Origin of the sequence: Lentzea sp. NPDC004782 (assembly GCF_040609115.1) — a bacterium.
Taxonomy (GTDB): domain Bacteria; phylum Actinomycetota; class Actinomycetes; order Mycobacteriales; family Pseudonocardiaceae; genus Lentzea.
Window position 1 is genome coordinate 69,359 of sequence record NZ_JBEXJN010000027.1, and the last position, 19,046, is coordinate 88,404.

19 protein-coding genes are annotated in these 19,046 nt (G+C 68.7%); 13 read left to right on the forward strand and 6 right to left on the reverse strand.

Features of this window, described 5'->3' with window-relative positions; genetic code table 11:
- The first annotated feature begins 40 nt into the window (after nucleotides 1-40).
- Nucleotides 41-343: a YciI family protein gene (locus ABZV40_RS24900; RefSeq protein WP_355445961.1), complete on the forward strand. Its 303-nt coding sequence runs from the start codon at nucleotides 41-43 to the stop codon at nucleotides 341-343.
- Here ABZV40_RS24900 and ABZV40_RS24905 read toward each other — a convergent pair.
- A complete protein-coding gene (locus ABZV40_RS24905; RefSeq protein ID WP_355445964.1) occupies nucleotides 340-1,194 on the reverse strand; it encodes a S41 family peptidase in 855 nt (284 codons plus the stop codon). The two genes, ABZV40_RS24900 and ABZV40_RS24905, sit on opposite strands and share 4 nt — an antisense overlap.
- Nucleotides 1,191-1,343, reverse strand: coding sequence for a hypothetical protein (locus ABZV40_RS24910; protein ID WP_204765351.1), 153 nt, complete (start codon nucleotides 1,341-1,343; stop codon nucleotides 1,191-1,193). The genes ABZV40_RS24905 and ABZV40_RS24910 overlap by 4 nt, the downstream gene beginning before the upstream one ends.
- A gap of 166 nt (nucleotides 1,344-1,509) precedes the next feature.
- Here ABZV40_RS24910 and typA point away from each other — a divergent pair, with 166 nt between their 5' ends.
- The 9 genes from typA (at nucleotide 1,510) to ABZV40_RS24955 (ending at nucleotide 13,259) form a co-directional block, all read left to right on the forward strand.
- Complete coding sequence (typA, locus tag ABZV40_RS24915; RefSeq protein ID WP_355445967.1) at nucleotides 1,510-3,405, forward strand: translational GTPase TypA; 1,896 nt, start codon at nucleotides 1,510-1,512, stop codon at nucleotides 3,403-3,405.
- A 543-nt stretch (nucleotides 3,406-3,948) separates the two neighbouring features.
- Entirely contained in the window at nucleotides 3,949-5,610 is a 1,662-nt protein-coding gene (locus ABZV40_RS24920; protein WP_355445970.1) for an ABC transporter family substrate-binding protein, read from the forward strand.
- A 300-nt stretch (nucleotides 5,611-5,910) separates the two neighbouring features.
- Nucleotides 5,911-7,689, forward strand: a complete 1,779-nt coding sequence (locus ABZV40_RS24925) for an ABC transporter family substrate-binding protein (protein WP_355445973.1) — start codon at nucleotides 5,911-5,913, stop codon at nucleotides 7,687-7,689.
- A 115-nt stretch (nucleotides 7,690-7,804) separates the two neighbouring features.
- Nucleotides 7,805-8,803 carry an ABC transporter permease gene (locus ABZV40_RS24930; RefSeq protein ID WP_355445976.1) on the forward strand — a complete coding sequence of 333 codons (999 nt, stop codon included), beginning with the start codon at nucleotides 7,805-7,807 and terminating at the stop codon, nucleotides 8,801-8,803.
- 25 nt (nucleotides 8,804-8,828) lie between these two features.
- Nucleotides 8,829-9,728: an ABC transporter permease gene (locus tag ABZV40_RS24935; RefSeq protein ID WP_355446164.1), complete on the forward strand. Its 900-nt coding sequence runs from the start codon at nucleotides 8,829-8,831 to the stop codon at nucleotides 9,726-9,728.
- Entirely contained in the window at nucleotides 9,728-10,903 is a 1,176-nt protein-coding gene (locus tag ABZV40_RS24940; RefSeq protein ID WP_355445979.1) for an ABC transporter ATP-binding protein, read from the forward strand. Before ABZV40_RS24935 ends, ABZV40_RS24940 begins: the two co-directional genes overlap by 1 nt.
- The gene (locus ABZV40_RS24945; RefSeq protein ID WP_355445982.1) at nucleotides 10,900-11,892 is read left to right on the forward strand and encodes a dipeptide ABC transporter ATP-binding protein; all 993 of its coding nucleotides are present in this window, start codon (nucleotides 10,900-10,902) and stop codon (nucleotides 11,890-11,892) included. The genes ABZV40_RS24940 and ABZV40_RS24945 overlap by 4 nt, the downstream gene beginning before the upstream one ends.
- 109 nt (nucleotides 11,893-12,001) lie before the next feature.
- Nucleotides 12,002-12,838: an N-acetyl-1-D-myo-inositol-2-amino-2-deoxy-alpha-D-glucopyranoside deacetylase gene (gene mshB / locus ABZV40_RS24950; RefSeq protein WP_355445985.1), complete on the forward strand. Its 837-nt coding sequence runs from the start codon at nucleotides 12,002-12,004 to the stop codon at nucleotides 12,836-12,838.
- Nucleotides 12,828-13,259, forward strand: a complete 432-nt coding sequence (locus ABZV40_RS24955; RefSeq protein ID WP_355445988.1) for a hypothetical protein — start codon at nucleotides 12,828-12,830, stop codon at nucleotides 13,257-13,259. The genes mshB and ABZV40_RS24955 overlap by 11 nt, the downstream gene beginning before the upstream one ends.
- Here the strand turns inward: ABZV40_RS24955 and ABZV40_RS24960 are convergent.
- Nucleotides 13,235-13,957, reverse strand: a complete 723-nt coding sequence (locus ABZV40_RS24960) for a GNAT family N-acetyltransferase (protein WP_355445991.1) — start codon at nucleotides 13,955-13,957, stop codon at nucleotides 13,235-13,237. The two genes, ABZV40_RS24955 and ABZV40_RS24960, sit on opposite strands and share 25 nt — an antisense overlap.
- 145 nt (nucleotides 13,958-14,102) lie before the next feature.
- Here ABZV40_RS24960 and fdxA point away from each other — a divergent pair, with 145 nt between their 5' ends.
- Together fdxA and dapC are read left to right on the forward strand one after the other, a co-directional pair.
- Nucleotides 14,103-14,429: a ferredoxin gene (gene fdxA, locus ABZV40_RS24965; protein WP_355445994.1), complete on the forward strand. Its 327-nt coding sequence runs from the start codon at nucleotides 14,103-14,105 to the stop codon at nucleotides 14,427-14,429.
- Entirely contained in the window at nucleotides 14,426-15,523 is a 1,098-nt protein-coding gene (gene dapC / locus ABZV40_RS24970) for a succinyldiaminopimelate transaminase (protein WP_355445997.1), read from the forward strand. The genes fdxA and dapC overlap by 4 nt, the downstream gene beginning before the upstream one ends.
- A gap of 3 nt (nucleotides 15,524-15,526) precedes the next feature.
- Here dapC and ABZV40_RS24975 read toward each other — a convergent pair whose 3' ends face one another.
- From ABZV40_RS24975 to ABZV40_RS24985, 3 genes are all read right to left on the reverse strand, one after another.
- Entirely contained in the window at nucleotides 15,527-16,432 is a 906-nt protein-coding gene (locus ABZV40_RS24975; RefSeq protein WP_355446000.1) for a hypothetical protein, read from the reverse strand.
- Between the two features lie 72 nt (nucleotides 16,433-16,504).
- On the reverse strand, nucleotides 16,505-17,467 hold the full coding sequence (gene dapD / locus ABZV40_RS24980) for a 2,3,4,5-tetrahydropyridine-2,6-dicarboxylate N-succinyltransferase (RefSeq protein WP_355446003.1): 963 nt from the start codon (nucleotides 17,465-17,467) through the stop codon (nucleotides 16,505-16,507).
- Between the two features lie 27 nt (nucleotides 17,468-17,494).
- Nucleotides 17,495-17,908, reverse strand: coding sequence for a hypothetical protein (locus ABZV40_RS24985; protein ID WP_355446006.1), 414 nt, complete (start codon nucleotides 17,906-17,908; stop codon nucleotides 17,495-17,497).
- A 60-nt stretch (nucleotides 17,909-17,968) separates the two neighbouring features.
- Here ABZV40_RS24985 and dapE point away from each other — a divergent pair, with 60 nt between their 5' ends.
- On the forward strand, nucleotides 17,969-19,036 hold the full coding sequence (dapE, locus tag ABZV40_RS24990) for a succinyl-diaminopimelate desuccinylase (protein WP_355446009.1): 1,068 nt from the start codon (nucleotides 17,969-17,971) through the stop codon (nucleotides 19,034-19,036).
- Nucleotides 19,037-19,046: the final 10 nt, after the last annotated feature.

Genomic DNA, 19,046 nt, shown 5'->3' on the forward strand with positions numbered 1-19,046 from the left:
AGAGTGCGCACGATCACCAGTATAGGACTACCGTTGAAGGATGTTCATCGTGCTGCTGAAGTACGTCGCGCCACTGGAACAGATCGACTACGCCCTCCCCGACCACCGCGAGTGGGTCGAGAAGCAGTACGAGCGAGGGCTGTTCCTCGCCTCAGGGCCTCAGGTGCCGAGGACCGGCGGCGTGATCATCGCGCGGCCCATGCCCCGCGGCAAGCTCGAAGCGCTGCTCGCCACGGACCCGTGGGCGGAGCAGAAGCTGGTGAAGTACGAGATCTGCGAGTTCGAGGCGACGCGGACGGCGCCGGAGCTCATGAAGCTGAACGAGGCCGTGCTGCAGGGTTAGCGCCTGGAGTCGAGCCACTCGATCGCCGCGCCGAGCACGTCGCCGCCGTCGACGAGCGTCTGCGGGGCGATCGGGGTGTTGCCGTACGTCCTCCCCGTGCGGTCGGCCATGTGCGCGGACGTGATCGCGAGCCGCGCCCCGTCGGGCAGCGGGAACGACTGGTTCGCCGTCGCGCGACCGGCGGTGGGCGCACCGAAACTGCGCGCGTTCGGTGCTCCTAGGAACGACACGAGCACGGCCTCGCCGGAGCTGGCGGTCTTCCCGTTGACCAGCACGGCCACCGGCCGGTTCACCGCTCGTGGCACCCTCCGGAACGCGAAGGTCCGGCGTCGGCCCACGTAGACGTGTCCGCGCCGGATGCCCCACTCGGTCCTGCTGCCGTCCGGTTCGACGAACGCGCCTGTTCTGCCCTCACCGAGCAGCGGTGACACCACGGTGAGCATCGGGTACATGTCGCCGCCCCCGTTGTCCCGCAGGTCGACCACCCAACCGGACGGTCGTCGCGCGATGAGGTCGCGCATGATGCCGAGACCTGCCGTGACGTAGTTCGAGCGGTTCGCCGCGGCGGTGGCGGGAAGCCGCAGCAACGCGACGGAGCCGATCATCCGGCCTGTCGGGGTGGTGGGCGCCGGTGGCCGGCGCGCGCGGACGGACGTGATCAGGTGGGTGTGCGGGTTGCCCAGCGCGGCGATCACCTGGCGAATCGCGTCGTAGGTGTCCTCGGGGCTGGTCGCGCCGGTGGTGGCGAGGTGAGCTTGCTCACGTAGCGCGGGCCAGTCGGCCCTCGCGCTCTCCATCGAGTGCTGCTGGAGCAGGTCGAGTGCTTTGTCGAGGTACTCGCGAGGCCTCAAGCTGCCTTCAGGGCCTTCTTCGCGGCCTTGGCGGCCTTCTTCGCCGCCTTCTTGCGCGCCTTGTCCCGTTCCTTGAGCAGGAAGGGGACCGGGCAGCGCTTGCACTGGGGTTTCGACCGGCAGCACTTCTTCTTGAGCTTCTTGCCCACTGGGTTCCCCCACTCCGACACCGTGTCACTAGAGTAGGTGAGGCTCACTTCACTAGGCACTCTTGTGTGGTAATGCCGACGCGGCCGGTACTCTGGTGTACGGCTGTGCGCATCGACGTGTCCGGCGCGAGCCCCTCCAACGCCTTCGAAGCTCTAGGAGTTCTGCGTGCCCACGGCCACCGCGTCTGCCCTTCAGACGCGCACTGACCTGCGAAATGTCGCGATCGTCGCGCACGTCGACCACGGCAAGACCACCCTGGTCGACGCCATGCTGCGCCAGTCCGGCGCCTTCTCCGCGCGTGCCGAGCTCGTGGACCGGGTCATGGACTCGGGCGAGCTCGAGCGTGAGAAGGGCATCACGATCCTCGCCAAGAACACGGCTGTGCGCAGGCACACGCCGGACGGCGACGTGATCATCAACGTCGTCGACACGCCCGGCCACGCCGACTTCGGCGGTGAGGTCGAGCGCGCGCTGTCGATGGTCGACGGTGTCGTCCTGCTCGTCGACGCCTCCGAGGGCCCGCTGCCCCAGACCCGGTTCGTGCTGCGCAAGACGCTGGCCGCCGGTCTGCCGGTGATCCTGCTGGTCAACAAGGTCGACCGCCCCGACGCCCGGATCTCCGAGGTCGTCGAGGAGGCCCACGACCTGCTGCTCGACCTGGCCACCGAGGTCGGCGCCGACGAGTCCGTGCTGGACCTGCCGGTCGTCTACGCCTCGGCGCGCGCCGGTCGTGCGTCGCTGAACCAGCCGGAGGACGGCGGCCTGCCGGACGAGGAGAACCTCGACACCCTGTTCCAGGTGCTGCTCGAGCACATCCCCGCCCCGACCGTGGACGTCGACGGCCCGCTGCAGGCGCTGGTCACGAACCTCGACGCCTCGACGTTCCTCGGCCGCATCGCGCTGTGCCGCATCCACCGCGGCACGCTGCGCAAGGGCGAGACCGTGGCGTGGTGCCGCGCCGACGGCGAGCCGCAGAAGGTCCGCATCACCGAGCTGCTGATCACCGAGGCCCTGGAGCGCATGCCGGCCGAGGTCGCCCGCGCGGGTGACCTGGTCGCCATCGCCGGCATCCCGGACATCACGATCGGTGACACGCTGGCCGACGCCGACGCGCCCGAGGCCCTGCCGCGCATCACCGTCGACGAGCCCGCCATCTCGATGACCGTCGGTGTGAACACCTCGCCGCTGGCCGGTCGCAACGGCGGCACCAAGCTCACCGCCCGCCTGCTGAAGTCCCGCCTGGACTCCGAGCTGGTCGGCAACGTGTCCGTGCGCGTCCTGCCGACCGAGCGCCCGGACACCTGGGAGGTCCAGGGCCGCGGCGAGCTGGCGCTGGCCATCCTGGTCGAGCAGATGCGCCGCGAGGGCTTCGAGCTCACCGTGGGCAAGCCCCAGGTGGTCACCCGCACCGTCGACGGCAAGGTCCACGAGCCGTTCGAGCGCCTCTCCGTCGACTGCCCCGAGGAGCACCTCGGCGCCGTCACCCAGCTGCTCGCCAACCGCAAGGGCCGCATGGAGAACATGTCGGGCCACGGCACGGGCCGCATCAAGCTCGACTACGTGGTCCCGTCGCGCGGCCTGATCGGCTTCCGCACGGAGTTCCTCACCGAGACCCGCGGCACCGGCATCGCCAACGCCGTGTCCGAGGGCTACGGCCCGTGGGCGGGCGAGATCCGCACCCGCCACAACGGCTCCCTGGTCGCCGACCGCGCGGGCTCCATCACCGCCTACGCCATGATCCAGCTGGCCGACCGCGGCACGTTCTTCGTGGAGCCCGGCGCCGACACCTACGAGGGCATGGTCGTGGGCGAGAACCCGCGCGCCGAGGACCTCGACGTGAACGTCTGCCGCGAGAAGAAGCTCACCAACATGCGCTCCTCCACGGCCGACGTGATGGAGACCCTGGCCCGTCCGCGCAAGCTCTCCCTGGAGGAGGCGCTGGAGTTCTGCGCCTCCGACGAGTGCGTGGAGGTCGCACCCGAGGTCGTCCGCGTCCGCAAGGTCACGCTCGACGCCAACCTGCGCGGCCGCGAGCGTTCGCGCCTGAAGCAGCGCGGCTGAGTTTCCGCAGCCGAACGCCTGACGGGGCGGCTGGGCCTGGTGGCCCGGCCGCCCTTCGTCGTGTCCGGGACGGGGAGAAGGGCCTGAACGCCGACGCCGTGGCGGGTGGGCGTGGCTTGGTTAGTGCACGCGGGGAGCTTTCGTGTGCTCCTGGTGCACGGAGGGTCCCCGCGTGGCAGTCACTGGGGTGCGGTGAGGGGGTGTGCCGGTGTGGGGAGCGGTGGACGTGCGAGCGTCGTGGTGGGTGGGTGTGGCTTGGTTAGTGCACGCGGGGAGCTTTCGTGTGCTCCTGGTGCACGGAGGGTCCCCGCGTGGCGGTCACCCGCAGGGGTGGAAGGTGGGGTGGCTGGGTACTTGCCGCGGCGAAGGTGTTTCAACCGGCCAGAACCGGTGACCCCCACCCCGAACCACCCGACCAGGTGAGCCGTACTACCCAGGGTGCCGAGCAACCCGGTCCCACCCAGCCACGTCCACCAAGTGGTTCGGGTGACAAAACCTGGGTTGCCCGGACGCCGTCACCACCCTTCTGGCAATGTGAGGACCATGAGGCGACTCGGGGGAGTGCTTGCCGCAGCCGTGCTGTGCGGCACCGCGGCGTGCACGAACACGCCGCCTCCGCCGTTGGTCGCGAAGACCGAGGCGCCGGTCATCACCACCACGGGGCCGAAGGTCACCGAGATCGTGGTCGGCGTGGACGACGTGGCGGGTGGTTACAACCCGCACGCGCTCGCGGCGCAGAGTCCCATCACCACGGCGCTGAGCTCCCTCCTGCTGCCCAGCGTCTTCCGCCCCGGACCTGATGGCGCGCCGCAGCTCGACCGCAACCTCATGGTGAGCGCGAAGGTCACCAAGGCCGAGCCGTTCACGGTCACGTACACCATCCGCAAGGACGCGAGCTGGTCGGACAGCGCTCCGATCGCCGCCGAGGACTTCTACTACCTGTGGCAGCGTATGCGCGTGGAGCCCGGTGTCGTGGACCCGGCGGGTTACCGGCTCATCAACAACGTGAGCGCGCGTGAGGGCGGCAAGGTCGTCGAGGTGGCGTTCGGCAAGCCGTTCCCCGGCTGGCGCAGCCTCTTCGCGAACCTCCTGCCGGCGCACCTCCTCAAGGACGCGCCCGGCACCTGGTCGAACGTGCTGTCCGGCAACTTCCCCGCCACGGCCGGGCCGTTCCAGGTGCGCAGCCTGGACGAGCCGCGCGGGGAGGTCGTGCTGGAGCGCAGCGACCGGTACTGGGAGGCGCCGACCACGCTGGACCGGGTGGTGATCCGCCGTGCCACGCACAGCGCCATGGCCGAGTCACTGTCCAAAGGCGACAACCAGGCGGCGCTGCTGCGGGCCGACGCGGCGGACGTGAACCTGCTCAAGGCGGTTCAGAACCTGACCACGAAACCCGTGCCGCGCAACGAGGTCGTGCAGGTGCTGCTTCGTCCGGAGACCGAGCAGCTCAAGGATCTCAAGACCCGCAAGGCGGTCCTGAACGCGCTGGACCGCGACGCGCTGATCGCGTCCGGCACGCAGAGCGGGCCGAGTGCGCAGTACCGGGCCGACTCGTACGTGGTGCCGCCGAGCCGCACCGGGTACCAGGCGACGATCCAGGGCAACACGCTCAACGCCGCGGCCAGCGACCAGCAGCTGACCGAGGCCGGGTACGCCCGCAACGCGCAGAACATCTGGGAGAAGGCCGGCAAGCCGCTCAAGCTGAGGATCGCGGCGCCGGAGAAGGTCGAGCCGTACGTCGGCATCGCGAACCGGGTCAAGGTGCAGCTGGAGGACCGCGGCATCTCCGCCGAGGTCGTCACCCCGAACGCCGAGGACCTCTTCAGCAAGCAGCTGCTCGGCAAGGACGTCGACATCGCGGTCGTGCCGCGCGTCGACGCCGGCGACTCGGCGGCCGGGCTCGCGAGCACCTACGGGTGTGCCGGTGACGCGCCGGACGGGGGGACGCCGAGTCCGCAGAACCCGGCCGGCTTCTGCGACCCGGCGATCCAGGCCGACATCGACGCCGCGCTCAACGGCAAGGTGCTGCTGAGCGACGCGCTCGCGCGGATCGAGCCGCAGATCCAGGCGCAGGCGGTCGCGTTGCCGTTGTTCCAGGTGGTCGACCTTCTTGGTGTGCTGCCAACGGTTTCCGGAGTGGACACCGGGGCGCCCTTGGCCGGCGTGCTGAGCGGGGCACCCGGATGGCGGCGGCTCGACAAGTAGCCCTCGTCGGAAAAACCTGTTGCGCGGAAGTTTCCTCGTTGCTACTTTCGGCCGCCGTCGTTGACAGAATTCCAGGTGCCCGGTCAACGAACGCATTCGCCCGGTAATCGGGCCATTGCGGCGCGCTACAAGGTGTCTCCATTGGGTCACGATCGCCCTCCCAGGTAGTGACCGCCGCCTCAACGGGTTCTTACCGTGCTGCCCACGATGTGCCGGTTCGGGGCGCGTAAGGCACATCTCGGTCATGGGTGTGCATGCCGATCCGGCCGCTGCCGCCCAGTGCTAGGAGGGCACGTGTCGATGAGGAGAACCAAAGCACTTCCGGCGATCGCGCTGATTTCCAGCGCGGCTCTCGTGCTGGGTGCCTGCGGTGGCGGTGGCGGGAACAGCAACTCCGACGGTGGCGACAACAGCATCGCGGGGATGGCGACGGCCCGCGGTGAGTCCGCGGACGGGTACACCGCGCCGGACACCAAGGAGAGCGAACAGGTCGTGGTGTCGACGGACAAACCGTTCACCTCGTACAACAACGCGACCGAGGACGCGAACCAGTCCTACAACACGTTCGCGCTGGTTCTCGTGCAGCCGGGTGCGCACATCATCAACGGCAACAACAAGGTCATCCTGAACAAGGACGTCATGGAGTCGGTCGAGGTCACCTCGAAGTCTCCGCAGGTCGTGACCTGGAAGCTGAAGAAGGGCGTCAAGTGGTCCGACGGCCAGGCCTGGGACTGCGACGACTTCTACCTGGCCTGGCTGACGCAGAGCAACCAGGCGAAGAAGCCTGACGGCAGCAAGTACTTCAAGCCGGCCAGCACCACCGGATACGAGCTGGCGACCGGTCAGTGCAAGGACGACCAGACGTTCGTCGGAACGTTCTCCGAGCCGTACCCGGACTACGAGGACATGTTCAACACGGACGTCCTCCCCGCGCACATCGTGGAGAAGGCGACGGGCGTCGCCGACATCACCAAGATCACGAAGGACAGCCCCGCCGCTGACCTCCAGAAGGTCGCGGACTTCTGGAACGAGAAGTGGAACGGCTTCAGCAAGGACCTCATGCCGGGTGCGGGCCCCTACGTCATGACCGGCTTCGAGCCGAACCAGTCGGTGACGCTGGAGCGCAACCCCCAGTGGGCCGGCAAGCCCGGTGGTCCCAAGAAGATCATCCTGAAGGCGATCCCGGACCCCGTCGCGCAGGCGCAGGCGCTGGAGAACGGTGAGGTCGCCGTCAACTCCATGGCCCAGCCCGACGCGAACGCGGCGACGAAGCTCAAGAGCCTGAGCGCTCAGGGCGTCACGTTCGGCTCCGGTCCCGGCCTGTCGTTCGAGCACCTGGACCTGCAGATGAAGAACCCGGTGCTGGCCAAGGAGGAGATCCGCAAGGCGTTCTTCATGTGCGTCAAGCGGCAGGACATCATCGACAAGCTCATCACCGAGGTGCAGTCCGACGCCAAGCCGCTGGGCAGCCTCATGTTCTTCCCGAAGGACGAGGGCTACAAGGACAACTACGCCGACAAGGCCAAGGGCGACCCGGCCGCGGCGAAGAAGATCCTCGGCGACGCGGGCTGGACGCAGGGTGCCGACGGCGTGTTCGCGAAGGACGGCGTGCGCGCCTCCTTCCGGATCAGCCACACCGACATCCCGCGGCGCAAGCAGACCGTCGAGCTGATCCAGGGCCAGTGCAAGGAAGCCGGCATCGAGGTCAAGGACGACACCGACGCGAACTTCCTCGACGAGCGCGTGAGCAAGGGTGACTACGACGTCGCGCTGTTCGCGTGGTCCAGCTCGCCGTTCAAGAGCCCGAAGAAGTCGATCTACGAGACCGGTGGTGGCCAGAACTGGTCCAACTGGAGCGTTCCGAAGACCGACGAGGCGCTGAAGAAGGCCGTCACCCAGACGTCGATCTCCGACTCGCTGAAGTACTTCAGCGAAGCGGACGAGGCGTTCGCCGGCCAGTACCTCTCGCTGCCGCTGTTCCAGATGCCGAACATGTGGGCCTTCAAGGGACTCGACCGCGTGTACTTCCAGAGCTACTTCGGTGCGCTGTGGGACGCCAACGAGTGGCAGACCAAGTGACCGTGCTCGTCTGAAGTGCCTGAAGTGCGCCCTGAAAGTGCACTAACGCCTGATCGGGCGGGGCCGGACCACGAGTCCGGCCCCGCCCGAGCCGGGTTTCCCCTAGGAGCTCGTCGTGATCCGCTACATCATCCGGCGCCTGCTGATCTCCATACCCATCCTGCTGATCGGCAGCTTCGCCTGTTACGTCCTCGTCGCCACCGCCGGCAACCCCTTGGCGGAAATGCGATTCCGGCCCAACGTCACCGAAGCCGACATCAAGGCCGCCGAGGTCTCGCTCGGCCTCGACAAGCCGGTCGTGGTCCGCTACTGGAACTGGCTCACCCACTTCGTGTCCGGTGACTGGGGGCAGAGCATCGCCCTCGGCCAGGCCAAGACCGCGGTCTTCCCGGCCGTCACCGATGCGCTGTGGACGACCGGACGGCTCGTCATCGGCGCGGAACTGCTCGCGCTCACCCTCGGTGTCGCGGTCGGCGTGCTCGCCGCGGTGCGGCAGTACTCGCTCTTCGACTACCTCGCCACCAGCACCGCGTTCCTGATGTTCTCGATGCCGATCTTCTGCGTCGCGGTCATCGTGAAGAACTACGGCATCCAGTTCAACAACGTGCTGGAGTCGATGGGGCTGCAGCGCTGGCTCACCACCGCGGGTCCGCGGCCGGGTGGCTTCAGCGGCAGCTTCGGTGACGTGATCTTCAAGTACACCGGCACGTTCCTGCTGCCGACGATCGCGTTGATGCTGATCAGCTTCGCCGCGTACAGCCGGTTCGAACGCGCTTCGATGCTGGAGATCCTGCACTCGGACTTCGTGCGCACCGCGCGGGCGAAGGGCATCTCGCAGAGCCGGGTCATCTTCAAGCACGCGTTCCGCAACGCGCTCATCCCGGTCGCCACGCTGTTCTCGCTGAACTTCGGTGCCGTGCTGTCCGGCGCGATCATCACCGAGACGGTGTTCGGCTGGGCGGGCATGGGTACGCTGCTGGTGAGCTCGGTGCGGCAGTTCGACCCGCCGATGCTGATGGGCTGGCTCGCGGTCACCGCGACGCTGATCGTGCTGTTCAACCTGATCGCCGACATCGTGTACGGCATCCTCGACCCCAGGATTCGCCTTGGCTAACATCAACTTGGCGTCCGAGGGCGGCGTGGTGAACAGCGCTCCCCGGTCCGACTCGCACGAGTTCGACGCCACCAAGACGCGCACGCAGGGGCAGCTCGTCCTGCGGCGCTTCCTGCGCCACCGGCTCGCCATGGTGAGCCTCGGCGTGTTCGTCTTCCTCGTCCTGTTCGCGTTCGTCGGCCCACTGATCTGGACCTACGACTTCGAGGACGTGTCCAGCAAGTCGTACCAGCCGATGAGCGGTGTGCACCCGCTCGGCACCACGCAGGTCGGCAAGGACATGCTGGCGCTGCTGATGCGCGGCACCGGTTACTCGCTGCAGATCGCGTTGATCGTGGCCGCGCTGGCGACCGCGATCGGCGTCGTTTTCGGTGCGCTGGCCGGATATCTGCGCGGGTTCGTGGACACGGCGCTGATGCGCCTGGTCGACCTGCTGCTGATCATCCCGCAGATCGCGGTCGCCGCGATCGTGGTCAAGGGGTTCTCCGGCAGCTGGTACGTCGTCGCCCTCGTGCTCTCGGCGTTCGCGTGGATGCAGATCGCCCGCATCACCCGCGGCGAGACGCTTTCCTTGGCACAGCGGGAGTTCATCGAGGCGGCACGGGCGTGCGGCGCCACCACGTCGCGGATCATCTTCAAGCACCTGGTACCGAACATGATCGGCAGCATCACGGTCAACGCCACGCTGGCGGTCGCGACCGCGGTGCTCACCGAGGCCGCGCTTTCGTTCCTGGGACTGGGAGTTCAGCCCCCGGACACCTCGCTCGGCGTGATCGTGCTGGAGAACTACGGGCAGTTCCTGACCCGTCCGTGGCTGTTCTGGGGTCCGTTCATCGTGCTCGTGTCGCTCTCCCTGGCCGTCAACTTCATCGGTGACGGTCTGCGCGACGCGTTCGACCCGAGGCAGACGAAGGTGCGTGCCTGATGACGAGTGTTTCCGAACTGTCGGAGGACTTCCTGCCCTCCGGCGGCACCACCGCACCGCTGCTCTCGGTCAGGAACCTGTCGGTCACGTTCCCGACCGACGACGGCGACGTCCGGGCGGTGCGCGACGTCTCGTTCGACCTCAACTCCGGCGACGTGCTGGGCATCGTCGGCGAGTCGGGCTCCGGCAAGTCCGTGTCCTCCATGGCGATCATGGGCCTGCTGCCCAAGAACGCGATCGTCGAAGGCTCGATCCGCTACCGCGGCGAGGAGCTGAACGGCCGCACCTACAAGCAGATGCAGCCGTTCCGCAGCAAGCACATCTCGATGATCTTCCAGGACCCGATGACGTCGCTGAACCCCGTCTACACCGTGGGGTGGCAGCTCGCCGAGACCTACCGCGCGCACCACGACGTCTCCAAGAAGGCGGCGTGGGCCAAGGCGGTCGAGGCGCTGGAGCTGGTCGGCATCCCGCAGCCGGACAAGCGCGCGGCCCAGTACCCGCACGAGTTCTCCGGCGGCATGCGGCAGCGCGTGGTCATCGCGATGGCGATCATCAACGACCCCAGCGTGATCATCGCCGACGAACCGACCACCGCGCTCGACGTGACGGTGCAGGCGCAGATCCTCGACACCATGCTGCGCATCCAGTCCGAGACCGACGCGGCGATCATCATGATCACGCACGACCTCGGCGTGGTCGCGGGCATGGTCAACCGCGTGCAGGTGATGTACGGCGGCACCGTGGTCGAGTCCGGTCCGGTCGACGACGTCTTCGAACGCCCGCGAATGCCTTACACGGTGGGACTTCTGGGCTCGGTGCCGAACCCGGCCACGCTGGGCAAGCGGCTCACCCCGATCAAGGGCGCGCCGCCGTCGCTGGTGAACCTGCCGACCGGCTGCTCGTTCTCGCCCCGGTGCCCGCTCGTCGCCGACGTGTGCCACGAGTGGGAACCGCTGCTGGAGGAGGCCGGCGCCCCGAACCACACGACGCGGTGCCACCGCTGGGAGCACCTGGCGACGATCGACCAGCCGCAGCGGTTGTTCCTGCACGACGAGATCGGCACGGTGGAGAACCCGGCGGTGTTCGCCGCGGCCGAGCCCGACAACTCGCTCGAAGTGACTGCGGTGCACGCAACCCCGGTTCCCGAACTGTCCGATGAGGAGGCGAAGTGACCGCGCCGTTGCTGGAGGTCACCGACCTCGTCAAGGAGTTCCCCGTGCGGGGCAAGGGAATCATCCCGCGCAGCATCGGCACGGTGCAGGCCGTGTCGGGCGTGTCGTTCGCGCTGCACGCCGGCGAGACGCTCGGTCTGGTCGGCGAGTCGGGCTGCGGCAAGTCCACGACCGGGCGCGCGATCCTGCAGCTGCACAAGCCGACCTCGGGCTCGGTGAAGTTCGAGGGCCGTGAACTCACGGTCATGAGCAGCAAGCAGTTGCGGCCGTTGCGCAAGGACATCCAGATCGTCTTCCAGGACCCGTACGCGTCGCTGAACCCCAAGTGGCAGGTCAACGACATCATCGCGGAACCGTTGCGGATCCACGGTGTCGAAGGTGGCGTGCAGCGGAGGGTCAACGAGCTGATGGAGCTCGTCGGCCTCAACCCCGAGCACCGCAACCGCTACCCGCACGAGTTCTCCGGCGGTCAACGGCAGCGCATCGGCATCGCCCGTGCTCTGGCGCTGAACCCGCGGTTCCTGGTGCTGGACGAACCGGTGTCCGCTTTGGACGTCTCGGTGCAGGCCGGTGTCGTGAACCTGTTGGAGGAGCTGCAGGAACGGCTCGGGCTGGCGTACCTGTTCGTGGCGCACGACCTGTCGGTGGTGCGGCACATCTCGGACCGCGTCGCGGTGATGTACCTCGGCAAGATCATCGAGATGGGCGAGCGCGAGGCCATCTACACCAGGCCGATGCACCCGTACACGCAGGCGTTGCTGTCGGCGGTGCCGATGCCTGACCCCAAGCAGGAGCGCAAGCGTCAGCGGATCGTGCTGACCGGTGACGTGCCGTCGCCGGTCAACCCGCCGTCGGGCTGCCGGTTCCGGACCCGGTGCTGGAAGGCCCAGGACGTCTGCGCCACCGAAGAACCGAAGCTGGAACTGCGGGGTGGGCCGGACGGAACGCTGTCCGCGTGCCACTTCGCCGAGGAACGCTCACTCGTCTAGGGCTCTCGATGAAGGGCGCCTTCATCCGCCTGAAGTGGATGAAGGCGCCCTTCATCGACAAAACGACCTCCGGAGCGTGCGCTGCTCACACAGCCTTTACTCTTTTCCGGTGACGCTGACTGCCCCACCACGGTTGCTCTTCGTGCACGCCCACCCGGACGACGAGAGTCTCTGGACGGGCGGCACCATCGCGCGCTACGCCTCAGCGGGCGCGCACGTCACTGTCGTCACCTGCACGCTGGGGGAAGAGGGCGAGATCATCCCGCCCGCGCTGGCGCACCTGGCCGCCGACGCCGCCGACCAGCTGGGCGGGTACCGCGTGGGCGAGTTGAGATCAGCGTGCGCCGCGCTCGGCGTGACGGACCACAGGTTCCTCGGCGGCATCGGCAGGTGGCGCGACTCCGGCATGGTCGACGTGCCGTCCAACGCCCACCCGCGCGCGTTCATCCAGGGCTCGCTGGACGAGCAGACCGCCCAGCTGGTCGAGATCCTGCGCGAGGTCAAGCCGCAGGTCGTGGTGAGCTACGACGCGTTCGGCGGCTACGGCCACCCGGACCACATTCGTGCGCACGAGATCACCGTGGCCGCGTGCGCCCAGGTCTCGGACGTCGAGCGGGTCTTCTACGCGGTGACGTCCCGCGACGCCACGAACGCCGGTGTGGCCGCGCTGGAGAACGTTCCGGAGGCGTTCCGGCTGCCCGAGCCGGGCGAGCTGCCGGTGACGCCGGATGAAGAGATCACAACGGTTGTGGACGTGTCCGAGCACCTGACGGCCAAGCGCCGCGCGTTGCGTGCACACTCGACGCAGGTCAGTGTGTGGGACGGCGGGTACGCGTTGTCCAACAACATCGCGCAGCCGCTGGTCGGTGCCGAGTTCTACGTGCTGGCCAAGGGCTCCGCGGACGGCGCGGCCACGGATCTGTTCGGAGGACTGGGTGACCGGTAGCGTGCGAGTGCTCCTGCTGCTGCTTCTGTGCGTCGAGGCAGCAGCGCTCGCCGTGCTGGAAACCATGTTCCTGCCGCTGCGCTTCGACGGGACGCTGCTGCCGAAGCTGGGCGACTTCCCGTTCCCGATCATGATCGCGGCGGCCGCCCTCACGACACCGCTGCTGGTGCAGTGGGCGGCCTCGGTCTCCGAACACGTCTTCACCGCCGCGCTGCCGCTGATCACGTGGTTCCTGACGATCATGATCTTCGGTTACGCCGAGCCCGGCAGCACCAGGGAGACGGTCGTGCTGCTGCAGGACTGGCGCGGTCTGCTGATGCTCGCGGGCGGTGCGCTGACCGGTGCGGTGGCGCTGGGGGCCGTGATGGCGCGCAACGCGGCCAACCGGCCCGGCCGCTACGAGACCGCGGGCACCCAGTAGCGGTAGCGGTGGTGCTCGGTGCAGCCGAGCTGGGTGTAGAGCCCGATCGCCGCCGAGTTGTGCTCGGCCACCTGCAGCACGCACGTCGTGGCGCCCTGCTTCAGGCCCCAGCCCGCCAGTTCGCCCATCAGCCGCCGCGCCAGGCCCTTGCGGCGGTGCGACGGCCGCACGGCGAGGCGGGCGACGTGCAGCACGTCCTCGACGACGGCACCCCGCACGGCCGCGACCACGGTGCCGTCCTGGCTGAGACTCCCGAAGCAGACGGCTTCACCGGTCCCGAGCACGTGCCGTTGTGCCGCGGAAACCTCGGATCCGGCCGTGAGCTCCCACCATCCGGGAAGATCGCGGCTGTCCGCTTCGCCGTCGGCGAACTTCTCCAGCGGGCCGGTCATCACCAGCGACTCCGCGCCACCGGGGTGATCGAGATCGACGATCCAGCCGGCGTCGCGGATCGCTGGTTCGCAGCTCGACCCGTTCACGACGTGCACGGTGGGTTTGATGCCGTGCTCCCGCGCGAACCCTTCGGCGGCGGCCAACGCGTCCGCGATCGGCATTCCGGGATCACCGCAGGTCAGCGTGCTGTTCGCGCGGCCGGTGAACCCGTCGGCGGCGCGCATCGACCAGTTTCCAAGCGGAACTTCGGTCAGGGCGGGCCATGCTCGCGCGCAGAGCGATTCCAGGTGATCCACGGTGTGCACGCGTTCATCCTGTCCCAAGCCAGTCCCAGCAGATGGAGTGACGTGGAACACCGTGCAGCTAAGGCAAGCCTGACCGGGTGATACTCGAACGTGCCGCGTACTCTCCGGCTTGCGCGGTGTGGACCAGAGGAAGTTGGAGAGCGCAGTGACCTATGTGATCGCCCAGCCGTGCGTGGACGTGCTCGACAAGGCGTGCATCGAAGAGTGCCCCGTCGACTGCATCTACGAAGGCGACCGGATGCTCTACATCCACCCCGACGAGTGCGTGGACTGTGGCGCGTGCGAGCCCGTGTGCCCGGTGGAAGCCATCTACTACGAGGACGACGTCCCCGACGAGTGGAAGGACTACACCAAGGCGAACGCGGACTTCTTCAACGAGCTCGGCTCGCCCGGTGGCGCGTCGAAGGTCGGCAAGGTCAGCGCCGACCCGGAGTTCGTGAAGGCGCTCGAGCCGCAGGCTGAGGGGCATTGATCATCAACCGCCGAGGTCCGGCCCTGCCGGACTTCCCGTGGGACTCGCTGTCCGACCACGCCGCCAAGGCGCGCACGCACCCCGGTGGCGTGGTCGACCTGTCCGTCGGCACGCCCGTCGACCCGGTTCCCGCGGTGATCCAGTCCGCGCTGTCGTCCGTCGCCGACATCCCCGGCTACCCGACCACCCACGGCACCCCTGAGCTGCGTGCGGCCTTCGTGGCGGCCGTGGAGCGCCGCTACGGCGTCGTCGGGCTGTCGGAGCAGGCCGTGCTGCCCACGATCGGCTCCAAGGAGCTGGTGGCGTGGCTGCCGACGCTGCTCGGCGTCGGTCCCGGCGACGTCGTGGCCGTGCCGTCCGTGGCGTACCCGACCTACGAGGTGGGCGCGCTGCTCGCCGGTGCCGAGGTCGTGCGCCTGGCCGACGGTGAGCTGCCGCCCGCCGGCACGAAGCTGGTGTGGCTCAACTCGCCGTCGAACCCGACCGGGCGCGTGCTGTCCGCCGAGCAGCTGCGGGACGCCGTCGCCGCGGCCCGTGCGGTCGGCGCGGTGGTGGCCTCCGACGAGTGCTACCTGGCGCTGCCGTGGGAAGCCTCGCCGGTGTCGGTGCTGCATCCGTCCGTTGTGGACTCCTTCGACGGCGTTCTCGCCGTGCATTCGCTGTCGAAGTCGTCGTCGCTCGCGGGCTACCGGGCCGGGTTCGTCACCGGCGACCCGGAGCTGGTCGCGGAGCTGCTGGAGCTGCGCAAGCACTCCGGGATGATCGTGCCGCGGCCGGTGCAGGAGGCCATGCGGGCGGCCCTGGAGGACGACGAGCACGTCGCCGAGCAACGTGCCCGGTACCTCGCCCGGCGCGAGGTGCTCAAGCCCGCGCTGGAGGCGGCCGGGTTCACGGTGTCGCACTCCGAGGCGGGGCTGTACCTGTGGTCGTCGCGCGGTGAGGACGCCTGGGAGACGATCTCCTGGCTGGCCGACCGCGGGATCCTCGCGGCTCCCGGCACGTTCTACGGACCGGCAGGCGCCCAGCACGTGCGGATCGCCCTCACGGCGACGGACGAGCGGATCGCGGCAGCCGCGGAACGCCTCAGCGCCTGATCTTCAGGGCTTGAGAGCCGACCACACCCGGCGGGTGAACTGGTTCGGCGGCACCGCGTCCGTCGTGAGCCGGACGCTCGTGCTGATCGAGTCGCCGCTCAGCCCGAGGCCGAGCACCAGGTGCCAGTGCAGGTCCCAGAGGTCGGAGAACGCGTCCAGCTCCACGTCGGCGTCCGCGCTGACGTGGAGCACGGCCGGTTCCGCGACCCGGACGACCCGCTCGACGGCGCGCACGTCACGGGTGTTCGTGCGGAAGCTGAACGCCAGGTCGACCGTCTCGCTGTCGAGCCCGTACGTCGCGTACGAGTGGCATCGGTGGTGCGGCAGCGACAGCGGCTGGTTCGTCTCCAGGTAGAGATCACCCTCGAACCGCAGCGTCGGCGAGTGCTGGCTGAGCGTGGCGCGGGCGCTGACGAACTCCCAGCCCGGCATGTCCAGCTTGGGCACCAGCAGCTCCAGGACCTCGCCCCGGCGAGCGGATCTCGTGCGTTCGCCTGAGCGCCAAGGAATTTCCCGGCTGTAGGGCTCCTTCTTCGTGACGAAGACGTACGGCGCGTTGTCCGTCTGCAGCGACAGCACGACGACGGTTCGTCTTGGCGCCCAGTCGAACGCGACCGTGGTGAGTCCCGGCGCGACACCGTCGAAGTGGCTCTCCACCTTGGGCCACCAGCTCGACAGCTCCTCCGCCGGCGCGCCCTTGACGTAACGGCCCTTCTCGTCGACGCCGACGATCCACATCGCCTCCGACCCGCGCGCGGCGTTGCACAGCGCGGCGATCTGGCGTGCGGCCTTGCCGTGGTCGATCGGCCACTGGGTCTTGAACTCCACGAAGGAGTCCTCCGACTGCGCCCCCTCCAGGGCACGCTCGATCGCGGCGCGAGCGTTCAACTCGAGTCGCTGTTTCAGCACGTGCACCTCCCTGAGTTGGCAAGGGCCCAGCCTGCCTCAGCAGACCGGGCCCCGGACAAGTGAGTTTCCCCCTCAGTCGTTCGCGTGCAGCGCGGCGTTCAGTTCGACGCCGGTGCCGTTGCGCGGTTTGACGAGGACCGTGCCGGTCACGGAGTCGCGGATGAACAGGAGGTTCGACTGGCCGGACAGACTCAGGGCCTTGACGACCTCGCCGTCCGGCAGCGTCACCTTCGTGCCCGCGGTGATGTAGAGGCCCGCCTCGACCACGCAGTCGTCGCCGAGCGAGATGCCCAGACCGGCGTTGGCGCCCAGCAGGCACCGCTCGCCGACGCTGATGACCTGCTTGCCGCCACCGGAGAGGGTGCCCATGATCGAGGCGCCGCCGCCGACGTCCGAACCGTCGCCCACGACGACACCGCCGGAGATGCGGCCCTCGACCATGGAGCTGCCGAGCGTGCCGGCGTTGAAGTTGACGAAGCCCTCGTGCATCACGGTGGTGCCGGCGGCGAGGTGGGCGCCGAGGCGGACGCGGTCGGCGTCGGCGATGCGGACACCGGACGGGACCACGTAGTCGACCATGCGCGGGAACTTGTCGACGCCGTAGACGGTCACCGGGCCGCGGACGCGCAGGCGGGTGCGGGTCTGTTCGAAGCCGTCGACCGCGCACGGGCCGTGGTTCGTCCACACGACGTTGGTGAGCAGGCCGAAGATGCCGTCCAGGTTGGCGCCGTGCGGCTTGACCAGGCGGTGGCTCAGCAGGTGCAGCCGCAGCCAGACGTCGTAGGTGTCGGCGGGGGCCGCGGTGAGGTCGGTCGCGACGCGCACACCGACGACCTCGACGCCGCGTTCGAGGTCCTCACCGAGCAGCTTGGCGGCCGACTCGCCCAGCGCCTCCGCGATCTCCGCGGACGACACGCGGGACGTGCCCAGGTCCGTCGTCTCACCGAGGGCTGGGGACGGGTACCAGGTGTCGAGGACGCTGCCGTCCGGGGTCACTGTGGCCAGGCCGATGCCGTATGCGGTGCTCACGGGCACCCAGCTTAGTCCGCTCGCGGGGTGGGATCAGTCCGGGACGTCCGCGGAGAAGTACAGCGATCCCAGGTCACCCCTGGTGGCGATGAGCGCCTCGTTGCACTTCGACTGACGGGCGTCGGTGCTGGCGACGTTGTCGACCTTCACCTCACCGCACCGGTGCGCCTCGAAGTCGCCCACCGCCGTCATCAGCCGGGGCAGGACCGCACTGACGTCCTCCTGGACGCGCTTGCCCTGCAACGCCTCGTCGAGCCTGCGGGTCATGGTGCTGACACGGCTCACCCAGCCCGCGCAGTCGGCGGGGGTGCCGCTGTGCTGGGAGCCGCACGGGGCCGCGAAGAGGGCCCTGATCTCACCGCACTGCCGGTCGCACGCGGCCGGTGCCTCGCCGCAACCGGTCGCCATCAGCAGCAGAGTGATCACGAGCAGTGTGCGTTTGATCACGCAGCGCACGGTATCGGCTGAACGGCCCAGTGCCCAAGCCGGCTGAGTAGGGTGAACGCCGTGTCCGACACCCTTGATCTCCTCGCCGACCCGATCGACCTGACGACCGCGCTGGTGGATGTGCGCAGCGTGTCCGGGGAGGAGGCGGAGATCGCGGACCTCGTGGAACGGTCGCTGCAGCTGCACGCGCCCCACCTGGAGATCACCCGATCGGGGAACGCGGTGCTGGCCCGCACGAACCTCGGCGTGCAGCGCCGCGTGGTGCTGGCCGGGCACCTGGACACCGTGCCCGTCAACCAGAACTTCCCCAGCCGCCGCGAGGGCGAGATCCTGCACGGTTGCGGCACGGTCGACATGAAGGGCGGCGACGCGGTCATGCTCGCGATCGCGGCCCTCAGCCAGAACGCGCGCCACGACCTGACGTTCGTCTTCTACGACTGCGAGGAGATCGAGGCCGAACGCAACGGGCTCACCCGGATCGAGCGCGAGCTCAGGGACTGGCTGCTGGGCGACCTCGCGATCGTGTGCGAACCGTCCAACGGCACGGTCGAGGCCGGGTGCCAGGGCACGATGCGGATCGAGATCAGGACCACCGGAAAGCGCGCCCACACCGCCAGGGCGTGGATGGGCCGCAACGCCATCCACGGCATGGGCGAGGCGTTGCGCAGGCTGGAGACCTACGAACCGCGTCAGCCCGAGATCGACGGCTGCCGCTACCACGAGGGCCTGCAGGCCGTGAAGATCAGCGGTGGCGTCGCGGGCAACGTGGTGCCGGACGAGGCGGTGCTGACCGTCAACCACCGGTTCGCGCCGGATCGCACGGTGGCACAGGCTGAACAGCACCTGCGCGAGGTCTTCGAGGGCTTCGACGTCACCGTCACGGACTTCGCCGCCGGCGCGCTGCCCGGACTGAACGCGCCCGCCGCGCAGGAGCTCGTGCAGGCCGCGGGAGGTACGCCGGTGGCCAAGCTCGGGTGGACGGACGTGGCGCGGTTCGCGGCGCTCGGCATGCCCGCCGTCAACTTCGGACCGGGTGATCCGACGCTCGCGCACACGCAGGAGGAGCACGTCCCGGTCCGTCAGATCACCGGTTGTTTCGACGTGCTTAAGCGATTTCTGCTTGCCTGATCACTACCAT